Annotated in this window: 19 protein-coding genes and 1 pseudogene; 4 read left to right on the top strand and 16 right to left on the bottom strand. The window is 37.8% G+C overall.

Going from position 1 to position 21,142, the window contains the following annotated elements; genetic code table 11:
• Positions 1 to 3 precede the first annotated feature (3 nt).
• From ilvD to J0X13_RS04360, 7 genes are all read right to left on the bottom strand, one after another.
• A complete protein-coding gene (gene ilvD / locus J0X13_RS04390; protein WP_207070230.1) occupies positions 4 to 1,680 on the bottom strand; it encodes a dihydroxy-acid dehydratase in 1,677 nt (558 codons plus the stop codon).
• A 369-nt stretch (positions 1,681 to 2,049) separates the two neighbouring features.
• Positions 2,050 to 4,695 carry a carboxypeptidase-like regulatory domain-containing protein gene (locus J0X13_RS04385; RefSeq protein ID WP_207070229.1) on the bottom strand — a complete coding sequence of 882 codons (2,646 nt, stop codon included), beginning with the start codon at positions 4,693 to 4,695 and terminating at the stop codon, positions 2,050 to 2,052.
• 7 nt (positions 4,696 to 4,702) lie between these two features.
• Entirely contained in the window at positions 4,703 to 5,494 is a 792-nt protein-coding gene (locus J0X13_RS04380) for a GLPGLI family protein (RefSeq protein WP_207070228.1), read from the bottom strand.
• Positions 5,495 to 5,916: 422 nt separating this feature from the next.
• Positions 5,917 to 6,756 (bottom strand): 5-oxoprolinase subunit C family protein, encoded by an 840-nt coding sequence (locus tag J0X13_RS04375; protein ID WP_207070227.1) that lies wholly within the window; start codon positions 6,754 to 6,756, stop codon positions 5,917 to 5,919.
• Positions 6,749 to 7,483 (bottom strand): 5-oxoprolinase subunit PxpB, encoded by a 735-nt coding sequence (pxpB, locus tag J0X13_RS04370; protein ID WP_207070226.1) that lies wholly within the window; start codon positions 7,481 to 7,483, stop codon positions 6,749 to 6,751. The genes J0X13_RS04375 and pxpB overlap by 8 nt, the downstream gene beginning before the upstream one ends.
• A complete protein-coding gene (gene pxpA, locus J0X13_RS04365; RefSeq protein WP_207070225.1) occupies positions 7,480 to 8,223 on the bottom strand; it encodes a 5-oxoprolinase subunit PxpA in 744 nt (247 codons plus the stop codon). The genes pxpB and pxpA overlap by 4 nt, the downstream gene beginning before the upstream one ends.
• Complete coding sequence (locus J0X13_RS04360) at positions 8,223 to 9,419, bottom strand: Nramp family divalent metal transporter (protein ID WP_207070224.1); 1,197 nt, start codon at positions 9,417 to 9,419, stop codon at positions 8,223 to 8,225. The genes pxpA and J0X13_RS04360 overlap by 1 nt, the downstream gene beginning before the upstream one ends.
• 180 nt (positions 9,420 to 9,599) lie before the next feature.
• Here J0X13_RS04360 and J0X13_RS04355 point away from each other — a divergent pair, with 180 nt between their 5' ends.
• On the top strand, positions 9,600 to 10,043 hold the full coding sequence (locus J0X13_RS04355; RefSeq protein WP_207070223.1) for a hypothetical protein: 444 nt from the start codon (positions 9,600 to 9,602) through the stop codon (positions 10,041 to 10,043).
• On the opposite strand, the gene J0X13_RS04350 is transcribed toward J0X13_RS04355, so the two are convergent.
• Positions 10,040 to 10,426 (bottom strand): hypothetical protein, encoded by a 387-nt coding sequence (locus tag J0X13_RS04350; RefSeq protein ID WP_207070222.1) that lies wholly within the window; start codon positions 10,424 to 10,426, stop codon positions 10,040 to 10,042. The two genes, J0X13_RS04355 and J0X13_RS04350, sit on opposite strands and share 4 nt — an antisense overlap.
• A 233-nt stretch (positions 10,427 to 10,659) precedes the next feature.
• Here J0X13_RS04350 and J0X13_RS04345 point away from each other — a divergent pair, with 233 nt between their 5' ends.
• Positions 10,660 to 12,087: a M20 family peptidase gene (locus tag J0X13_RS04345; RefSeq protein WP_207070221.1), complete on the top strand. Its 1,428-nt coding sequence runs from the start codon at positions 10,660 to 10,662 to the stop codon at positions 12,085 to 12,087.
• 2 nt (positions 12,088 to 12,089) lie between these two features.
• On the opposite strand, the pseudogene J0X13_RS04340 reads toward J0X13_RS04345, so the two are convergent.
• Positions 12,090 to 12,746, bottom strand: a pseudogene (locus tag J0X13_RS04340) (ATP-binding protein); the annotation flags it as partial.
• A 62-nt stretch (positions 12,747 to 12,808) separates the two neighbouring features.
• Here J0X13_RS04340 and J0X13_RS04335 point away from each other — a divergent pair.
• Positions 12,809 to 14,614, top strand: a complete 1,806-nt coding sequence (locus tag J0X13_RS04335) for a recombinase family protein (protein ID WP_207070220.1) — start codon at positions 12,809 to 12,811, stop codon at positions 14,612 to 14,614.
• 47 nt (positions 14,615 to 14,661) lie between these two features.
• On the opposite strand, the gene J0X13_RS04330 is transcribed toward J0X13_RS04335, so the two are convergent.
• The 6 genes from J0X13_RS04330 to J0X13_RS04305 form a co-directional block, all read right to left on the bottom strand.
• The gene (locus tag J0X13_RS04330) at positions 14,662 to 15,093 is read right to left on the bottom strand and encodes a hypothetical protein (RefSeq protein ID WP_207070219.1); all 432 of its coding nucleotides are present in this window, start codon (positions 15,091 to 15,093) and stop codon (positions 14,662 to 14,664) included.
• Positions 15,094 to 15,319: 226 nt separating this feature from the next.
• The gene (locus J0X13_RS04325; RefSeq protein WP_207070218.1) at positions 15,320 to 16,048 is read right to left on the bottom strand and encodes a hypothetical protein; all 729 of its coding nucleotides are present in this window, start codon (positions 16,046 to 16,048) and stop codon (positions 15,320 to 15,322) included.
• A 3-nt stretch (positions 16,049 to 16,051) separates the two neighbouring features.
• Complete coding sequence (locus J0X13_RS04320; protein WP_207070217.1) at positions 16,052 to 16,690, bottom strand: hypothetical protein; 639 nt, start codon at positions 16,688 to 16,690, stop codon at positions 16,052 to 16,054.
• Between the two features lie 7 nt (positions 16,691 to 16,697).
• Complete coding sequence (locus J0X13_RS04315; protein WP_207070216.1) at positions 16,698 to 17,855, bottom strand: hypothetical protein; 1,158 nt, start codon at positions 17,853 to 17,855, stop codon at positions 16,698 to 16,700.
• Between the two features lie 2 nt (positions 17,856 to 17,857).
• Entirely contained in the window at positions 17,858 to 18,532 is a 675-nt protein-coding gene (locus J0X13_RS04310) for a hypothetical protein (protein ID WP_207070215.1), read from the bottom strand.
• A 723-nt stretch (positions 18,533 to 19,255) separates the two neighbouring features.
• The gene (locus tag J0X13_RS04305) at positions 19,256 to 19,978 is read right to left on the bottom strand and encodes an SOS response-associated peptidase (protein ID WP_207070214.1); all 723 of its coding nucleotides are present in this window, start codon (positions 19,976 to 19,978) and stop codon (positions 19,256 to 19,258) included.
• Positions 19,979 to 20,186: 208 nt separating this feature from the next.
• Here J0X13_RS04305 and J0X13_RS04300 point away from each other — a divergent pair, with 208 nt between their 5' ends.
• On the top strand, positions 20,187 to 20,660 hold the full coding sequence (locus J0X13_RS04300) for a hypothetical protein (protein WP_207070213.1): 474 nt from the start codon (positions 20,187 to 20,189) through the stop codon (positions 20,658 to 20,660).
• 87 nt (positions 20,661 to 20,747) lie between these two features.
• On the opposite strand, the gene J0X13_RS04295 is transcribed toward J0X13_RS04300, so the two are convergent.
• Positions 20,748 to 21,008: a helix-turn-helix domain-containing protein gene (locus J0X13_RS04295; protein WP_207070212.1), complete on the bottom strand. Its 261-nt coding sequence runs from the start codon at positions 21,006 to 21,008 to the stop codon at positions 20,748 to 20,750.
• Positions 21,009 to 21,142 lie beyond the last annotated feature (134 nt).

Here is a 21,142-nt window from a genome sequence, read left to right as displayed (position 1 = left end):
TAATTAAAACAAATCGGTTACACAGCCTTTTGCTGCGGATGATACCGTTTTGGCATATTTGTACAAGCTTCCCGATTTAACTTTAAGTTCGGGTTGCTTCCATTCTTTTCTTCGTTGCTCGAACTCCTCGTCCGATATGTTAATGTTAATGGTGTTCTTGACAGCGTCAATGGTAATCTCATCACCATCTTTCACAAGGGCTATTCCACCACCCACCTGTGCTTCGGGGGACACGTGGCCCACCACGAATCCGTGGGAACCTCCGGAGAACCTACCATCAGTGATCAAGGCTACATCTTTTCCAAGACCTGCTCCCATAATAGCGGAAGTGGGCTTCAACATTTCGGGCATTCCAGGCGCTCCTTTTGGGCCTTCGTAACGGATGACCACCACATCGCCCTTTTGGACCTTGCCTGTGTGGATGCCTTCATTAACAGCTACTTCACTATCAAAAACACGAGCAGTCCCTGTAAATTCGAGACCTTCCTTACCTGTGATTTTTGCAACGGCACCTTCTGAAGCAAGGTTTCCATATAATATACGAATATGACCTGTATCTTTAATGGGTTGCTCCTTCTTTCTGATAATGTCCTGACCTTCCGCCAAATCCGGGGCATCCAACAAGTTTTCTGCCAAGGTTTTTCCTGTAACGGTCATACAATCACCATGAAGCATACCTTCCTTCAGCATATATTTCAATACGGCAGGAACTCCTCCAACTTTATGAAGGTCCTCCATCAAATACTTTCCACTTGGCTTTAAATCGGCCAACAAAGGGGTGGATTCACTAATTCTTGTGATGTCCTCCAACGTAAAGTCCACCTCGGCGGCGTGTGCTATGGCCATAAAGTGAAGTACGGCATTGGTTGACCCTCCTAGCACGGTCACTAACCTAAATGCGTTTTCCAAGGACCTTTTGGTCACGATGTCCCTTGGTTTGATATCTTCTTTCAGCAAATGGTACAAGGCAGCGCCCGACGCTTCACAATCCGCTTGTTTTTTATCGTTCACTGCTGGGATTGAAGAGTTGAACGGCATGGACATGCCCATAGCTTCAATGGCAGATGCCATAGTGTTGGCGGTGTACATCCCTCCACAGGCTCCTGCTCCTGGACAGGCCTTGTGGATGACTTCTTTATATTCTTTCTCATCAATAGCTCCGGCCACTTTTTGTCCGTAGGCCTCAAAAGCCGAGATAATATCGAGTTTTTTGTTGTTGTGGCATCCTGGTGCAATGGTTCCACCATAGACCAAAATGGATGGCCTGTTCAATCGCAACTGAGCCATTAGGGCACCTGGCATATTTTTATCGCACCCTACCACCGTCACCAAACCATCATAACTCATGGCATGGATCACGGTTTCAATGGAATCTGCAATAATATCCCTTGACGGTAACGAATACCTCATCCCCGGGGTTCCATTGGAAATTCCATCACTCACCCCAATGGTATTGAAGATAAGCCCCACCAAATTGGAGGACTCCACTCCCTTTTTTACGTCGAGGGCCAAATCATTTAGGTGCATGTTGCAGGGGTTGCCCTCGTACCCTGTGCTCGCTATTCCAATTAAAGGTTTTTGTAGATCTTCGTCTGTTAGTCCAATCGCATGCAACATGGCCTGAGCGGCTGGCAGCGTTGGGTCTTGAGTTACTTTCTTACTAAACTTGTTCAATTCCATTGTCAAATTTCATTCAAATACAGTATTCTTCTGAATATATACCGCAATTCAAAGATAAATGTTTAAAAAGCCCTAGATTTTTAACAGTTGTTGGCTGTTTAAATCCACTGGAAACATAATAAACATAAATTACTGTATTTCAGGTTTTTAGATTGATTAAAATTCCAACATTCAATTAATTTTATTGTAATGAAAAAGGCCCGTATCGTATGGGATACAGGCCTTTTTCAGTCAATTGAAAGTCCGTATCACCCCATTTTTGGGATAATAGTTACTTCGATAATGACTTGTTGATTTACTTTCATACATCAATGGTACAAAAAAATATTATGAATTTGGGGGTTTGATACACGTGTAAACTTGGAGAATTTAAAAACGGTATTTAATCGACGCCAATATATATCTGGGTATGAGTTTAATTTGTGTGCTCGTGGTTGAATATTCATCAATATTTAAAATTGTAAAAATCCTTTGATTGGCAATATTATTGCCCATTATTTGATATGAAAATTTCGAATTTTGAGGTGTGTAATGCACATCGAAGTCTTCACTAAAATATGTAGCATTTGGCATTTTGAGATATTTATTGGAAAAAGACCCTGATATTTCCTTGTTTATTTTCAATAATAGATTGGCTGACAGATTAATCCAATTAGAGTACGACACTATACCATTGTAATTGGACCTAGTCCAGTTGCTACTGAAATCAAAATCAAGATTTACTGGAAATTCAAAATATGTTGTCCCAGAAATATTGATTCCTTTAGAAAACAACCCAAGGTTTGAAAAATTACTTGTATTCAGTTTATATGGAAGTTTGGACCAATTGATATTCGCTCCTAAATTGGATGAAAAATTCAATTTTTTAAAAAAGGAGGTGTAATCCAATGTAGTAGTAAAATTAGTTCCGCCTTTCACAAAATCATATCCTTTAAGAATAATTGATTCATCAATTTGAATATTTTGAGCATACTCAGCTTCATTTCTTTTGAATTTTGACTTTAGTGTCAATTGTTGTGTCTTGATTTTATTTGCTATTTGATAATGGAAACTAAATTGATTTTTTCTGGGCACATTGATAAAATCAACGCCCTTTTTGAAAGATTGGTAACCTGTGAGTTGAAAATTCATCAGAAAATAGTCTAGCAATGGTTCAGTAAAATCTCTTTGATAGTCTAGACCAAAACTTCCAATTGACGTATTTCTGATACGTAATATGATTTTCGGGATTAACATCCATTTAGAGAAAAAAGATTGATCAAAATTTATGTTCAAATGTTCAATTGAGAATTCTGTTTTTACTCTAAGATGTTCTGATATGTCGAAGGAGGAATTGAATGAAGCCTGAAATTTATTGGAATCAAATGTGATATGATTTTCCAATGAATCAATATGTGCACCCTGATGATTTTTGTTGACAATAAATTGATTCTCTCTAGTTACTTTTTTTTTCTGATTCTCTAATTCCAATGATTGTTTATATTTTTTTTGGTTGAAAATCAATTTGGATATGACCCCATAAATTTTAGAAAAACCATCGGATATGTGATGTACTTCCCCAACTTCGCCATCCGCTAGAAGGTTATATAAAGTGGGTGAAATCAACCGTCCATTATGCCCAATGGATTGCATACCAAAATATGCATAGTTGTGCATTAAGTGTTTATTCCATAAAAGATGGCTCGAATCAAAATGATTGTAAAAAGAAGTATCATAGTTCGTTAAGTCCTGTTGAACATCGTTACCATTAAACCCATTCAGCATTTCAGTATATTGCGGGCTGGAATTAAACTTGACTAGATTTTTGTAATAAGCTTCTTCTCTTGGATAATATTGTAGTTCTAATTCACCGGTTGCATTGGATTTTTCAAAGGATGTATGTTGGTTTTCAGTATATCGAAAAAGTTCTTGTCCTGTAGTAAATAACGTCTCTTTGAAAATCATTTGGTCCTCTATGTCATTGGCAAAAATGCCTGTTCCCCTAATTTTTAATTCAGAATTGAGATTGCACACCAAACTTATCGAGTTTAGGGATGCATTATTCAAAACAATGTCTTTTTCATCCATTTGATTTATTCGAATTGGTGCAACTTCATAGATTGGCGACAAAGAAGATTCAACCCTTTTTTCTTGAACCAAGGTGTTTATGTTTATTGTTTTGGAAGCATTCCCCGTTTGCCCAGTACCAGTCTGTCCAAGATTGTTGTAGCCCCCTAAATAGAAGAATTTCACCTTCTTCTTAATCAATCCAATATTTGCTGAAGATTTGATTCTGTCGTTATTTCCCAAACCAAGGCCCACATTGCCAAACCAAACATTTTTGTACTCATCCTTTAAAATTAAATTTAAAGCTACATTTTCTGATTCTGTGACTTTTGATAAGACTGGATTGGATTCAAATTGATCAATAATTTCGACCTCATCCAAGATCTTTGCATCTAAGTTCTTTGAAAGCACCTTATACTTGTCATCAAATAAATCATCACCTTCCACGAGTAATTTGCTAATAAACCTACCATGTGCCTTTATTGAGCCATCTTGTAGTATTTCTATTCCAGGTAATTCGCGTAGGATATCCTCAATTGTCTGTTCTGTGCCGTCTTTGAATGCATCCACATTGATCTTCGTAACATTACCGGTTCTGTATATTTTTTCATTGGGTTTCAATGTTACCTCATCCAAATGCTCCACTTTTTCGTTCAAAATAAAAGTGATTTGGTATTCGGATTTATTGGGTTCAATATTAATGATGTGTTGGCTTGTTTCAAACCCCAAGCCTGAAACGATGACAAGTACTTTGGAAGGAATATCTTTTGGGAAGTCTACACTAAAAAAACCACGATTATTTGCAAAACCATACACCAAAATCTTTTCTTGTTCATTGGCAACAACAATGTTCGCTCCTACTACAGGGTTTTTATTAAAATCGAGAACATGTCCGGAAACTCGTTCTTGCGAGTAAAAATGTAAAGAATGTAAAATAAGAGAAACTGCAAATATTAAGGTTCGTAACAAATAAAGCTTAATTTTCGAAGGATTCTATATAAACATCGCTAAAGACAGGTCTTTCCGGAGCACCTCCTCCATACCGTTCGGACATTATTACCGTTTTATTATATGCCCTTTCCAAACTCTCAACCAGCATATCTTTAAATTCATGTATCGTCATCCAACATTGCGAATCATTGGAAGCTCTTTGTACTTTCGAAATAGGTGTTTGGTTGTTTGTAGGAAATTCGAAGCTTTTGAAATAAATAAACATTTCTTTTCTATCATCATAAGCTTCTACGATTAAACCCGGAAGACCTTGTAATTTCCATGGGCCATAAGGCACGGGGATTTCACGAATATACCATGCTGTATAATTTCTTCCCCTAAATTCACCTGTAGCCTTAAATGCGGTCAAATCACCAAATTTCTTTGTCTGATTTATTAACTTCCATTCTATTTTGGGGCGGGATTCAGCAACGTATATATTCCCTTTAAACCTTTGGTTCCACCACAAAGAATCGGATCCCCTGTTAAAATAAACCTGTTTCCCGTATTGGAAGGAATTTGACCCACCCGAATAAACAGTAGTTTGCCCGTCAGAACCAGTTACCACAGTAGTTTCATTTACTGACGATTCCAAAGAGTCCTTTGCTGTAACATAATAAGATTCATTTTCATCAAAAACTAAATATGCGTTTAAATCAGGACCTGCAGCACTCCTCATTCCCGGACTTTCAATATGACCATAGTAAACCAAGCCTTTACTTTGTGACCAAGCTGATGTCAAAAAAAATAATATGACACAAAAAATAATATACTTCATAATATAAATGATAGTAATGAAAAAGCAACACGCTGAAAAATAAGCGCATTGCATTAATGCTTTACGTCTATTAGCACATGGATGTTGCCATATCTATAATATCCCAACTAGAATAAGAAGGGTGGTTGTAAAAAAAACCAGCGTATTCGCCATCGCAATAGACATGGATTTTTGGGTAATAAGAGGATTCTTTTGGCCTCTCATAGGATGCGAAACTATTCAAAGATAGAAGTCCAAGAACCCCAATTAACAATAATTTTCTCATATCGTTTGATTTAAATATTCCCTCAAGCTTAATGAACTTGTGAGAATATTTAGAAGTGTGATTGACGAATACATCATTTGGGTTGACGAATACCGTAACCCAATTAACGAATACCCTAAAATGGGTAAATAAGCTGTAATGTGTTCTGGAATTCTAACTAGGAAAGCTTGAATTTAAGCTCATCCCCATACTTTTTCTGCGCAAGTACCGAAATGGATTCCTCGCTAAGTTGAAGTATCCGGGGATAACCACCCGTGGTTTGGCCATCTTTCATTAAAATGATCATACGGCCTGCTGGGGTGAGTTGGATGGTGCCCGGCAACGTTCCGGACGTCAACATGGAATGTGAATGCCCCGTTATCAATTCGGAAAGTTGGTAGGCCATTCGGTTATTTTCCTTGGAAACGGTGTAGGGCCTTGCGAATATTTCCGTGAGCTGAGCGTCGGATAACAATGAAAACTCAGGCCCTTTATATACTTTTAAAGTTGTATTTTCAAAATGCTCCTCGATCTTTACTTCGGTAATTTTAGGTGTGTAATCCGTTGTCTCTTCATAAGGCACTTCATCCCCATCTTTAAGACGGGCCGTTTGGGTTACGGGATAAAACTGTGAACGGCTATCGAGTACCTTTTTAGATTGGAAACCACCCTTAACGGCCAAATACCCCCTAAAACCTTTCTCAAGACGGCCATAGGAGAGAATATCCCCCTTACCAATCTTGATTACGGTGTAATTATCCACAGGTTCATTGTTCAGTGTAGCAACGATATGTGCTCCTGACAAACTAATGTATGTATCCGTATCAAATTGAAGTGTAGGACCTGTCATGGTAATTTCCAGCACCGCATCGTTCTCATCATTTTCCAACAAAAGATTGGCTTTTTTTACCGATTCCACATCCATGGCACCGGCAATGGGCACGCCAATATCTCGATGGCCGAACCTTCCAAGGTCCTGGATACTCAAATAAAGGCCAGCTTTCAACACTTTAAGCATTCAGTACAACTTTTTCGGGTTCGTAAATACCTACTTCGCCTTCAATTTTATGAAGTTCATACTCTGCTTTGGAAATGCTTTCAAACTGTATCTTATCCCCTACTTTCACAAAACAAGGATCCTGTTTACCGGGATCGAACAAATCAACTGGGCAATTGCCGATAATGTTCCAACCACCTGGTGAATCCTGTGGATATATGCCCGTTTGCTTACTGGCCAAGCCCACTGAACCTTTCTGGACTTTCAATCTTGGTTCGGCTCTTCGAGGAATCTCCAAAGAAGATGGGAGTCCGCCCAAATACATAAATCCAGGTAAAAAACCGATGCCGTACACCACATATTGATGCGATGTGTGCTGTTTAATAAGTTCTTCGACCGATAAACCCAATGTTTTGGAAGTCTCTTCGATATCCACTCCAAATTCAAGATCGTAGCACACAGGCAATGTCCATAAATGTTGTACGCGCTCCGTTTTGGATTTGGCCTGCTTTTCTTGGCATTCCAAAATCATGTTTTTGGTCTCCTCAAAATCAATATGGTCTTTATTGTAGACCATCGTCAAGGAATTATAGGCCACGGACATTTCCCAACCCGGAATTTCCAGCTCCTTGAAAGCGTCCATAAAATCGAGGATGTCTGCCAAAATGGATTCACTCACCTTTTCGGGCCATTCTACTAAAACAGCTCGTTCTCCAAATGGTTTGATACTGATGGGGTAACTTTTCACTTTTGTATTTCTACCTGGTTCTTGGGTAATTCTTTAGAAAGATACATTAATATTTTTAAGGCAGAAACCGTATCGCCATGTATACAAAGCGTATCTGCTTGAATTTTGCGCGATTCACTATTCAAAGTAAAAACTTCATTCTTTTTTATGATCGGAAGAATGTGCTTTAATACTGCTTCGGGAGCTTCGATGAGCGCGTTTTCTTCTTTTCTGGAAACAAGGGACAGGTCGGAATTGTAATTTCTGTCCGCAAAGGCCTCGAACCAAATTTTAAATCCGCGCTCTTCTGCTATTCTTGTGATCACTGAATTAAAAGGCACATAGAGCAAGACCCTTTCTTTATAATCTTTGATGGCGTCCAGATAAACTTTTGCCAAATTTTCGTCCTTTGCGGTTTGATTGTACAGGGCTCCATGAGCCTTAATGTGGTGCAATGGAATCCCTTCCTGCTCCAAGACCTCGTCAAAATCCAATAATTGCCGCTTAATACTTTGTATTAAATCTTGGTCGGAAATATCCATCACTTCCCTACCAAAATTGGCTTTATCGGGGTATGAAGGGTGCGAACCTACTTTGATGTTATGCTGCTTAGCGAGTGAAGCTACCTTCAACATGGTTTTCTTATCACCTGCATGACCGCCACAGGCTATATTGCATGAGCTTATAAAAGGGAAAATGTCGGCCTCATTACCAACCCCTTCGCCAACATCACAATTAATATCTATCTTGAACTTATGCATCAAAACAATCCAATTACCTTAAATATACTTTTTGCACCGAGAAATATCGCAAAAGCCACAATAGCCACCCCAAATGCATTCTGAACCAAAGTGTTCTTATTTTCGCCCATTACCGATTTCTTGTTCACCACCCACAATAACAACAAAGCCATCACCGGAAGCAATATACCATTGGCCACTTGTGCAAATTGAATCACCTCGATTGGTTTTATATCAAAAGAAAGAAACACCACACCGCATAAAAGTACAATGGTCCATACCATTTTAAATTTTCTATTCTGCATTCCACCTTCCCAGCCAAAACAGCTACTAGCCACATAAGCTGCGGCCAAAGGAGCGGTAATGGCCGATGTAATGCCCGCTGCCAAAAGCCCTATGGCCATAAACAGGAACGCTATGTTGCCAAACAAGGGCTCCAATGCCTTGGCCATATCCAAAGCATTGTTTATTTCCGAAATAGGGGCGGCAGAAGCAGTGATCAATATGGCCATGGAAACCAACCCTCCCAATCCAATGGAAATAAGGGTGTCCCAATTCACCGCTTTTAAATCACTTTTGAGGTTCCATTTTTCCTTCACTAAAGAAGCGTGTAAAAAGAGGTTATAGGGCACTACAGTGGTTCCCACCAGAGCAATTACCGTAAGCAATCCGTTTTCGGGCAATCTGGGAATAAACATTCCTTTCAAAATTTCTGTAATAGATGGTTTTGTGATGATGGCACAAAGAACAAAACTTACACCCATGATGCCGACCAGACCAACGAATATTTTTTCCAATATCTTGTAGCTACTGAACCATAATAACATAAATATTATACCTCCGATAATAGCGGGCAAAAAAGGTCTTAACCGAGGTTGGGGCAACAATTGTTCAAGTCCAAGGGTCGCACCTCCAATGTTACCAGCTTCGTAAGCCGCATTACCGACCAAAATAGCGCCTAAAACAATAGCAATTACAACGTTCCTGACCCATGGAGTCTTAAGTTCGGTCCGCACCACATCCACAAGCCCACTTTGGGTGATTAGCCCAATTCTCCCGGCCATGCCCTGCAATACAATAGTCGCGATAATGGAAACCAACAAGGCCCAAATTAAGGAGTAGTCGAAACGCACACCCGCCAAGGTACACATGGTAATGGTTCCGGGGCCTACGAAAGCTGCTGCGACCAGAACACCAGGTCCTATTTTTTTTAACATGGAATCTTTGGTTTTGGTGTGATGAAAATAAAAGGATAAATGGACAAATCATGCATTTCATCCGAAAAAGTGTATTTCGTCTAAAAGTGAAATGCAGTACGTCGAATTTTTATACGATTTCAAAAATCTCAAAGTTATAATAGTCCCAAATCATACTTAGACTTAAACCTGACAAAACTTATGACATGTAAGGATTGCGGCAAAGACATTGACCCCCAACAGTTTAAGGACTCAAAAGAGTCTTTAGGTGTAGCGCTTTGCGAACGACACACACGCCTGATTAAAAAGGTAATCCTGGACAACAATACCCCAATTGATGCCATTCACTTATTTTATGCACTAAAAGATGCTGGAGTCTACCCGATGCTGGAATGGTGGGATGGTAAAAAATCCGTGGATATTGCAATTTCAAGAGTTAAACTCAATATCGAGATTGACGAAAATTGCAATATGATTACCCATGAGCAGGCCATAAACGATCTTGAAGATGCCATGCACTCCTTCAAAAACGGATTTACGACGATTAGAATACCACATTTGGCCATTAAATATTACTTGGATGAGACCGTGGAAAATATTTTGGGAATCATCTCTGGGCTAAAAGCAAATATCAAGGCCATTTAGTTCCAGAACAGTGCAGTTTTTTCTTTTTTGGTCTGTTTGTATTCCAAAATATGGATAACAACTATTTCTTCTCCCACGTTTTCCAGATCGTTGATATAGTTTTCACCCCTGTTTTCAAAATATTCGGTATCGCCCAGATTGAGCTTTACCATATCGATTTTCCCATTTCCATACCGGGTGATCACTAGTCCACCCGTGGTGCATATCCACCCATAATTGGCATTATGCCTTCTAAAGGAAAGTCGTTCTCCCGGGAAAAGACGAAGGTCCCAGATCTTCATGGTCTCATTTTCAAAAACCGATCGGTTGCTCAACGACTCTTTAATATCTTGATGTAGCAACTCATCAATCTTCTCCTTTTCACATGGGTCAAAATTGCCCACTGGTTCAACTCCACAAATTGCATGTTCTCCAAATTTTCTGAAACCGGACAAAAATAGACCTTAAACCTCATGATTACAGCCCATTAAACAACAATTAATGTTAGCGATGAACTTATTGCCTTTAAAGCTGGTTGTATTGAGAAATTGTTCAAGAACAGTCGATTAAATTATTTTTTTTTTGATTGATTACCAACCGATTTTTATCTAATTTGGGGCAATCAACCAAACCAACCATGAAAAAAATTCTCCTTGCCGTTCTAGGCCTGATCGTAATTCTCGCTGCAGTATTGATTTTTAACACCGTGTCCCTTAACTCAAAACAGGTTGAGCCCGAGGATTTGGAAGCTATGAGTTTTCCCAATAATGCGTTCGAAAACCTCTCAAAAGCAGTGCAGTACAAAACTATTTCCTTTAGTGAGGACGCCATACCAGATTCCACTGCCTTTAATGGGTTTCATCAATTTCTGGAAGAATCTTTTCCTTTAATTCATCAAAACCTGGCATTGGAAAAGATCAATGATTATAGTCTTCTCTATACTTGGAAAGGTAGCGATGCATCCAAAAAACCAATTATTCTGCTTTCTCACCAAGATGTAGTGCCAGTGGATCAGCCCACCATCGATGATTGGGAGGCGGGACCATTTGAGGGAGCAATAACCGACAGTTATATTATTGGGCGGGGAACATTGGACGATAAAAGTTCCTTAATGGCACTAATGGAAGCTGTGGAAGTGTTGCTGGAAGAATCATTTACTCCAAAACAAACCATTTATCTTGCATTTGGCCATGATGAAGAACTGGGTGGTGAACATGGAGCCAAAGCAATAGCTGCCCATTTGGAAAAAAAAGGTGTGCATGCTGCCATGACTTTGGATGAAGGTGGATTCCTTGCGCAGCATATGGTTCCGGATTTTGACAAAACCGTAGCGATGGTGAACTTGGCGGAAAAGGGCTATGCATCTTTTCATCTTATTGTTGAAACCACTGGAGGACATAGTTCTGCTCCACCTGAAGATAATACACTGGGCATGTTGGCACAGGCAATCGTGGATTTGGAAGACAATCAACTTCCTTATAAGTTGGTAAAGCCCCTTGATTATCAATTTGAGTATATGGGAGCGGAAATGCCTTTTTTCAAAAAAATGGCATTTGCCAATCCGTGGTTGTTCAAAGGACCTGTACTCAAAGCGTTAAATGCCCACACCACCACGGCCCCCACAATAATTGAAGGTGGCGTAAAGGACAATGTTATTCCCACTGTTGGAAAAGCGACCATCAATTTTAGAATCTTGCCCGGTGAGACCATTGCATCGGTCAAGGAACATATTATTGAAGTTGTCGGGGATAAGGTCAAAGTGGAATTGGCCGGTTTTGCGACGAATCCGTCCCCTGTATCCGGGATAGATTCGGAAGCCTTTAAAAATCTTGAAAAAACCATTCGTTCCGTTTTTCCCGAAGCTGTTGTGGTTCCGGGTTTGATTGGAGGAGGAACAGATGCACGGTATTTTTATGGTGTTTCTGACGACGTTTACCGGTTCTATCCTATTCGATTAGGTCCCGATAGCATGACACGGTTCCATGGGATAGATGAAAAAATCGGTAAGGACAACTACAAGGAAATGATAGTTTTCACCTATAATTTGATCAAAAGATTTAATTAAAGTTAACCCAACCAACCTTCCCGATCCAAACTTCGGTATTGTATCGCTTCGGAAATGTGATTTTGTTCGACTTGTTCGGATTGTTCCAAATCGGCAATGGTTCTGGCTACTTTTAAAATTCTATCGTAGGCCCTGGCTGAAAGGTTCAAACGTTGCATTGCATCTTTTAATAGATTTTTGGAAGAAGCGTTCAGCTTGCAAAACTCACGTATTTGTTTTATTCCCATTTGGGCGTTGTAATGTATGCCTTCCAATCCTTTAAATCTTCGAGTTTGGATTTCTCTTGCCACCTCTACCCTTTTCCTAATAACAATGCTGCTCTCTCCTTTCCGTTCATCCGATAGTTTATCAAAAGGAACGGGCGTAACCTCAATATGGATGTCTATCCTATCCAGTAACGGTCCCGATATTTTGCTTAAATAACGTTGCATTTCAGCGGGTGAAGAGGTTACAGGGGCGTCGGGGTCGTTAAAATAGCCTCCGGGACTCGGATTCATGCTGGCTACCAACATAAAACTGCTGGGATAGGTTACCGTAAATTGAGCCCTGGCTATGGTCACTTCCCTGTCTTCCATTGGTTGCCTCATAACTTCCAATACCCGACGCTCGAATTCCGGAAGTTCATCGAGAAAAAGCACTCCGTTATGGGAAAGGGATATGACACAATTAAATATTTAGGGTAAGTATAAATATTAAACTATATTTGATTAATCCATTGACTATGAGTAATAAATGTGTATTGTATTTGAGGGTTTCCTCTGATCTTCAGGATTATCAAAGACAGAAGGATGATTTATCTGCATTTGCCAAATCGAATAGTCTCATATTTGGTGATGATGATGTGTATGAAGATAAGATAAGTGGATTCAAAAGTGAAGATGAAAGAAAAGGTTTGAGTCAACTTTTGAACGATATTTCAACCAAGAACATTGAAGTGATATTGGTATGGGAACTCTCTCGTTTATCAAGATCACAATCCAAACTTTTGCAAATAAAGGATACTCTTGTTCAAAATAAGGTTAACATATATTTCTTCCAGCAGAGTTTTTGGTTGTTTGATAAACATACCAATAAAATAAATCCCAACGCTGAACTTCTGATTTCCTTCTTTGGTTGGAATGCTGAGTATGAAGCTCGGTTAACCAAAGAACGTTTTATCTCAGCCAAGAAAAGGTATGTTAGGGAAGGAAAGTATAATGGCGGCCATATAACCTTTGGATATACTATTGGGAAATTCGGAGCCACAGATAATGAATCGGATAAGAAGTTCATCATCAATGAAGAACCCATTGAAGGATTGAATGTATCTGAGGCAGATATTGTCCGAGAGGTTTTTGATTTGTATGAGAATGGTGATACTTGTTCCAAGATTTCATTGCACTGTAAAGCCAAGGGATACCCGAAACACGTTTGTTCACCACATACACTTGCCAGGCTCTTAAGAAATACTAGCTACATCGGTTACAAAGATGTGAAATTGGGAAGGAGGCCAGTTCCACCTATAATCGAGGAATCACAGTTCCTCAAAGTTGGAGAGCTTCTTGATAAGAACAAAACCAAAGCAGACAAGGGAAGGAAACATACCTATCTTCTGAGAGGTGTTTTGAAGTGTTCCTATTGTGAAAACTATTATTTGGGTAAACAAACTGATGATGCATACCAATGTTCCCACAACCATCCCACCAACAAACATATCAAAGGAACTAAATGTAAAGGGAGCAACATTTCAATCAGTAATCTAGATGGAATCATTTGGGAACGTGTAAAGGATGTTTGGGTTCACAAAAAACTCCATGGGTTTGATTCAATCTTTGAAACCTCAAAACAAGAAATCGAGGATTTAAAAAGGGATGTCGAAGGATTTGAAAAACTACTTGGTGATATTGATAATCGCAGAAGAAAGATAAACCGTATCTATCAAAATGATGGGTATATTGATGATGAATATGATATTGAGATTGGTAAAATCAACAAGGAAAAAGAGGATTGCACCCGTCGTATCAATGAACTGAAAGGGAATATCAGATCGGTTGAACGTAGAATGAGGAATGCTGATAAACTTTCATCTAGGCAGAATGAAATTAATTCGGTAACCGATAGAAAAGAGATGAAATCCTTCATATCAAGTTTGGTAATGGAAGTAACTTTTTTCAAACTCGATATGTTCAAAACGGTGGTATTCGTGAAGTATCAAGATGGTAATAATGAAACAATCATCTTCAATTCAGTACAAAAGAAGAAAACGGTGTTTAAAAAAATCAAATCGGAATACTTGATGTACCATCCTGAATTCAAAGATTTCTATTTATTGAAACCTAAATTCAGAATATCGAAGAGTTCATTGGTTGAATTTGCCAAGAAGAAATTAGATTGCAATAATTGGGAGCTTCCAAACGAATTGAATTCTGATGTTTACGATTTTGAAGGCATTATTAATTTAGAAGATGATAGTATCACTGAACACGAATATCAAAAGATTACTTACTTCAAGGATTTGAACCAAAAGAGATTCAAAAGAAAGAAATAATTAAAAAGATTAGTAGCGTTCAAACTTATTTCAGAGTTTGAACACCATTATCCAAGCCCAAACTGTCTTATACCTTTCATATTCCTTTCTATTTCTAGTCTATTCAATCTAGATTCCAATCCCTCCACTTTTTCTTCAAGGTCTCTTATGTAACCCATTACGGATTTGGGAACTTCATTAAGTTTCTCCTTTAAGATGTCATCTTCCCATTTGTCTTTAAACCTACTCATCAAATGCCCATAATCCCTATACCATTCATTCCATTGTTCCAAAAGTTCTTGATCGCTCCAAGAAGGATCAAGTTCAAAAGATTCTCCTGTTAAATCGTTTACTTCTGCCAAACAGTTTCTTGATTCATTTAAAAGCTTTTCCCTATCCTTTTTCAATAGATTGCCACGTGACCTGATATAGAAACCAAACCCATGGAACTTCAATCGAGATGGGGAACCATCGTTTCTTATAATTCCTTTTTTGTTCATTTAATCAATATTTTAGAGTTAAAGAAAAAGGTGAGTTGACACCCACCTTTTCTTAAAAATCAATCAGCTATAAAATTCGGGGTTTTTGAGTGGATACCCCAACCACGTGTGATAACCTTATTCTATTAAATTAATAATTCAATTGTCAGATTTTATCGAGGGATCCTGCAACCCAATCTGAACGGTTTCTTTGAGAAGTAGAACCGTACATCTACCTTGATGGTTTTTAGAGAACTGATACCATCGAATCAGTATGCACATAATAGGGGGATTTTAGGACGGATCCTCCATAACCGTTTTCTTTGATTTCATTCTCCTGTTGTTCGATATAGAACCCTTGTAATGAACTTACTTCTTCATACCAACACGAAGCTGAAAAAATATGGGTTTCTCCTTCATCTTCCCACGAATCAACATGATATTCATCTTCTCCTTCATCATCATACCATTGTACTCTACCACATAAATCTTCATCACAATATTCATATTCGATCAAGGTGGTCCATACAGTACCCATTGTGAAATTTTCGGTGAAAGGTGATACACGTGAATATTCTATCAAATCTTTCAAACCCATATTTCCATATTGCCTAACTTCTTTTAAAATATCATCAATGGTCAGTGTTTCTTCTCCAAAATATTTACTTTCATCAAATACCATTCTTGATGGTATTTCATTCCCTTTTGGAAGATATTCCCAAACATGACTAGCGTAGAAATACCCTGATTTTAATCTTGGTACAAATGGGTGTACTTGAAAAGGTTTGTAGAACATCAGTGCATATGCCCAAAGTTCTTGGTGTGTCATTTCTTCCAATTCAGATAATGTTTTACCACCACGTTTTTCAACTTCTGGAATCTTTTCTTCCAACTTCTGATTCAATCCATCCAAGTTGATATCCTTCACCAACCTTTTGGTGGATTTGTTACTTATTTTACTATCTATCTTTTTCATAATTTAATCGTAGTATTTAACACGTTCTTTTAAAATTCTTTCGAATAACTGATAACGGATGATATAATCATCAACCGTTTCATCCAGTAACTCATAGTAATCAACCCAATCACCATTTTCATCGAACCTATCCTCACCATCATCTTCTCCAATATCCTCAAGTGCTTCTTGATAACATTCAGTAACTTCCATTGCATATATCCAAGCCAACCCCAAAGTCAAACCTGATTCCCCAGATAGTGGTAAACTATGATCGTCCATAGTTTTTCTCATTGATTCCAATCCACCATATACGAATGCTTCTGTAAGACCTCTAAACCAAAATCCATTGAAGTATTCTGAATATAAAAATGAATCATGTCCATCAACCAATTCAAGATAATCCCATAGTTCATCCATAGTGAACTTCCCTGATTTCAATTGAGATATATATTTATCGGCTCTTTGAGGTGGATAGTTTTCGAGTGCGTGAACCCACCTATCGAACTCATTCATCTGTTCGAGTTCCGAATAGGTTTTACCACCTCTTTTTTCTACTTCTGGAATCTTTTCTTCCAACTTCTGATTCAATGATTCAACATTGATACTTTCTTCCAAACCCTTTTCGGTATGGGTACTTATTTTACTATCTAACTTTTTCATATTAATTTTAATTTTTTGAATACCAGTAGGCCATTTGTTCACTTACATTTTCGAAAATGTATTCGTAATATCCATCTTCACAACAATCCATTTCACAACGATTTTCAGCCATTCTTGTAGCTATTCTAACTTCCTTTATCATCATCCACACTGAACTGATATCATACGATTTGATGAAATCCTTCAATGAGAATGTATATTCGGTAAATCTCTCAATGGAATCTATTACTTCAATGAAATCATCCTTGGTAACACATTCCTTGAAATCTTGAATTCCAACTCTATATTCAATACTGTATTTAAACCTTTCACTTTCATCGAAATCCTTGAGAAAATCCCAAACTTGATCTATGGTGAACTCACCACTTCTGAGTTTTGGAGTTAAAATGGTATTATCATCAAAGGATATTGCTAACATCCTTTTTTCCATGTGGCTCATAGATTCTAGATCTAAATAAGTGATACCACATCTTTCTTCATTTTCATCAATCTCAATCATCAGATGTTTGTATTCACTTGGTATATTATCACCACTTTGAAAATAGAAATTACCTGAATGGTACAATCTATCCATTTCAACCATTGAAACCCATATCTCACCATAAGTTGTGTTAGCAAAGTCAACATGGGACAATCTACAATCTTCCAAATCCATATCCATATCATTTAAATCCCACTGAAACAACCAATTCAAATCACAATTACAGAATTCACTTTTCAGTTTCATTTCAGAACCATCCCTTTCACCAAGGAACTTCCATAGTTCATCCAAGGTGAATTTCCCTGATTTCAAATGTGGTGTGAACCAATTGGTCATGCTATGGTAATAGGACAATCCGAACTTCCATCTTTCTTCATCTTCCATGGATTCGAGTTCAGAATACATCTTCCCACATCTTGGAAACTTCTTATCTATCACACTAACATCCAATGTTTCTTCCGAATCCTTTTCGGTTTCGGTACGTGTAATGATTTTATTCTCTCTTACCATTTGTTCCCATCCACCTTTTACAAAAAAATCTATTTGTTCATCGGTGGTATCTTCATCAATTGGTAATTCAATACCATAGGATTCGAGAATATCGATCTGTTCTTCCAAGATCAAACCACGCATGAATTGATGTTTGGTAAATCCCTGAATTCTGATTTCTACTTCATTTTCCATTATTATGCTACTTCATTTTGGTTAAAAAATTCATTCGCAAGGTTCATCAGTTCAATACTTCCTATTTCACTCGAATCCATACCGTATTTTTCATTCATGGTAGTATAAACCGAAGCCCAATCTGAATCACATTCCAAACCCATCCGCTCAATGAACTGTTCAATGACTTCATCAGGTGAAATATATAGTGATGACATGAAGATGTTATCCACATTGTTAATGATATCGATTAGACGATAACCACATGGAAATTCCTTCATCATTTCCCATGGGTGTTCCATATCATTTTCTGAATATCTTACTCCTGTAATCATCCATAGATACCTAACAAAATCTTCATCCAATAAATCAAATTCATCCATGGTGAAACCGTATATGGTATCATTATCACCGATCATCTTCTTTCTGGCTAAATCCAATAAATCATTTGGATTAAACCATGCATTATTACATGCAATCCCACAAAACACATCTATGTTTTCCAATAGTGATCGGTAGGATTCATCTACCTTGGATTTTTGTTCGAATGTTTTTATCATAGTCTGTAATAGGATATGAGCAACAGGCATACCCTTTACTTCCAATAATTCACCGAATGTTGTTTTTGTATGATCATTTAATCCGATGTATTTTTCATTGTTTCCTTGGTTCATCCCAAGAGATTTAAAATTTTCCATTTCTTATATTTTTAATGGATTATTAAATTAATTTTTGGGTATAATGATACCCGTACCGATTCAAGTGAATGAACCAGTTGAAGGATTTCCCATACCGATAGAAATCGGATATAGTTCTCCTGTTGGGAGTTCTGAAACCATCTGGAATGGAAACAGAAATCCCTTGTTCGATGCATCGATCGCATACATCGAATTCTCTTATTTAACTCTCTCTTGGAATTCGGTTAGAGGTCTCTTACCTCTCTAACTATATGTGAAGTAAAGTGTACTTCTTTGGTATGAAATGAACAGGACGTTCACCAAATACCAAACAAAAAAAACCAATCCAAGAACTCTCCAGTTCAGAGGATCAATCATTATTACGGTGTGAATATACGCCCATATTCAAGTATAAAAAAATTTATTAAGCATATTTCGTCAAACTACCAAAATATTTAACATTTAATTTTGATTAATAAGTGATATGTAAGTCTACACCTACAATTTGTCAATGACCGAAGATTATTTCTTTCACATTAGATGGTGTGATATAAGAAAGAAAGAACGTTCGTGAGATAAAACATACTGATTTTAAAATCATCGATATGGTTAATGGATGTAAGGAAGGAAAGCGTTCTCGAAGATAGGGGGTACTGTAATTTCAGTACTGAATTGGTTATATAACCCGTTGACATTGCCAAAGCAATATCAATCACCCCCAAAATATCCAAAAACCCACACCTGTTAAAACAAACTCCCTTGTTCGTTTAGTTCTGGGTAATCCACTTTGGTTATGGCGATTTCATTATTGGTATCGATTCCTCTTTTGTACAGATTACGTGATATTGGATAGGCTTCGATTTCAGATGTTGTGAACCCTGCTTTAATCAGTTCCTTGATACCAAGTTCGTGAAGGTCTGGTGACAACCAATCCTCTTCCCAATGTTCATCAAGTATCAATGGCATTCTTTTCTTCTTGTTGTGGATAAATTCAAACCGCTCATTGGCTTCAACTGTCAATATGGTACACGAAAAGAGTTCATTGTCCAGTTCGGAATACAATCCAGCAAATGCGAAAAGGGAATCATCCTTGTAGTGGCAGAAGTAAGGATATGATATGTTCTTATGATGGTGTGGTTCATGGAATCCATCAGCGATTACTAAGCATCTTTTATCATGGATGGAATGTTTGTAGGTATTGGAACTGAAAACGGATTCACTACGTGCGTTCAAAGTGTTATAGCGTTTCATGAATCCATTGGGATCATCCATACCAAACGGGGGAATATAACCCCACATGGATGGGTAGATCGAATCAGGTTCTTCCATAGGAACTATATAAAGGTTTCCATGTGTGAACCCGTTCAGGTGGTAGTAGGGAGTGAATTCGAGTTGAACGGACAATTTAGCCTGAAACCGTTTGGTGACATCCCTTTCTGATTTCCGTAATGTGGTACTGAAGCACATAGAACCAATTTAGCAAAAAATACCAGACATATGATATATCTGAATATTGGTTTCTTCAGTAAAACAAATTTAAAATCGTGAAATGATCAGTTTCCCTATTGAAAACGGGGGAAATCACTATAAAGACTAAACTTAAAATAGTGATTTGGCATTTTGAATTCTGCAGAACTTTTAATCGTTGTAATTTTACCCTCAAATACAGTGAGTTATGAAGATAAAACACAATGATATGGATGAATCTTACCCTATCCCACTTAGGTCATGGCAGACTGGATACCTGAGTTCGGGAAAGTACCGTAATTACACCATAACCGATTACCATGGGATATATGAACTTTGGAAGGTGGATGAAAGGACTGGTGAACTTAAATTCAATATGTTGATCGATTCGAATTCAGGGAAGAATCTTGTAAGGAAAGAACCAAGAAGGTTCAAGTTGAATCCTCTTGGTTTCCAACACTATGACAGGAACTTGATTCTTCGTGATGTAGTAAAATGGAATATGAAGAGGATGCAGGATGCGTTGAGTTTTGGAACAAAGAAGAATGATCCTTTGAAGAATGATAGTTGGTTCAAAAGGAACTTCGATGGTTTGTCAGTTGGTGTGGTTTCTGGAATAGTTTCAGGTATAATCATAATAATCATCGGAATCATCTTGATCAGTAATGGGATAAATTATTGAGCATAAAAAAGGGAAACCGTTTCCGATATCCCCAAATAATAAAGTTCAAACTATTTAAAGATTTTGAACTGACAATAAAATGATTTCCTAAATATTTACTCCATAAACCAAATTGAGGCATCCTTTATCGTGAAGATACTTTATTACTGAAGTGGTATCGATCAATCTTCTATTTTTCCATTTTATTCCTTCGATAGAGCCTTTCTCCAACAATTTAAATACCGACCTTTTGGAAATATCCATAAGTTCTGATAGATCGTCCACAGTTATCCATTTGTATTCTTCCAATCTTGTTTTATAATCCATAAAGATATCTTCCCTTTCAGTTTTCATCATATCCGTTCTCATTGGTTCGTGTGGTTTCCAATAAATATCACTGAGATTGGTTTTTCACTCAAAAAAGTTCAAACCGTGGTAAAAAAATAAACCTCGATATGAAAACGAGTATTACCATATGGATGGCTAATCAAATTTTGCTGGTT

Source organism: [Muricauda] lutisoli (nom. illeg.), from assembly GCF_017313105.1.
GTDB lineage: Bacteria > Bacteroidota > Bacteroidia > Flavobacteriales > Flavobacteriaceae > Flagellimonas > Flagellimonas lutisoli.
This window is presented reverse-complemented; position numbering and strand designations above follow the sequence as displayed.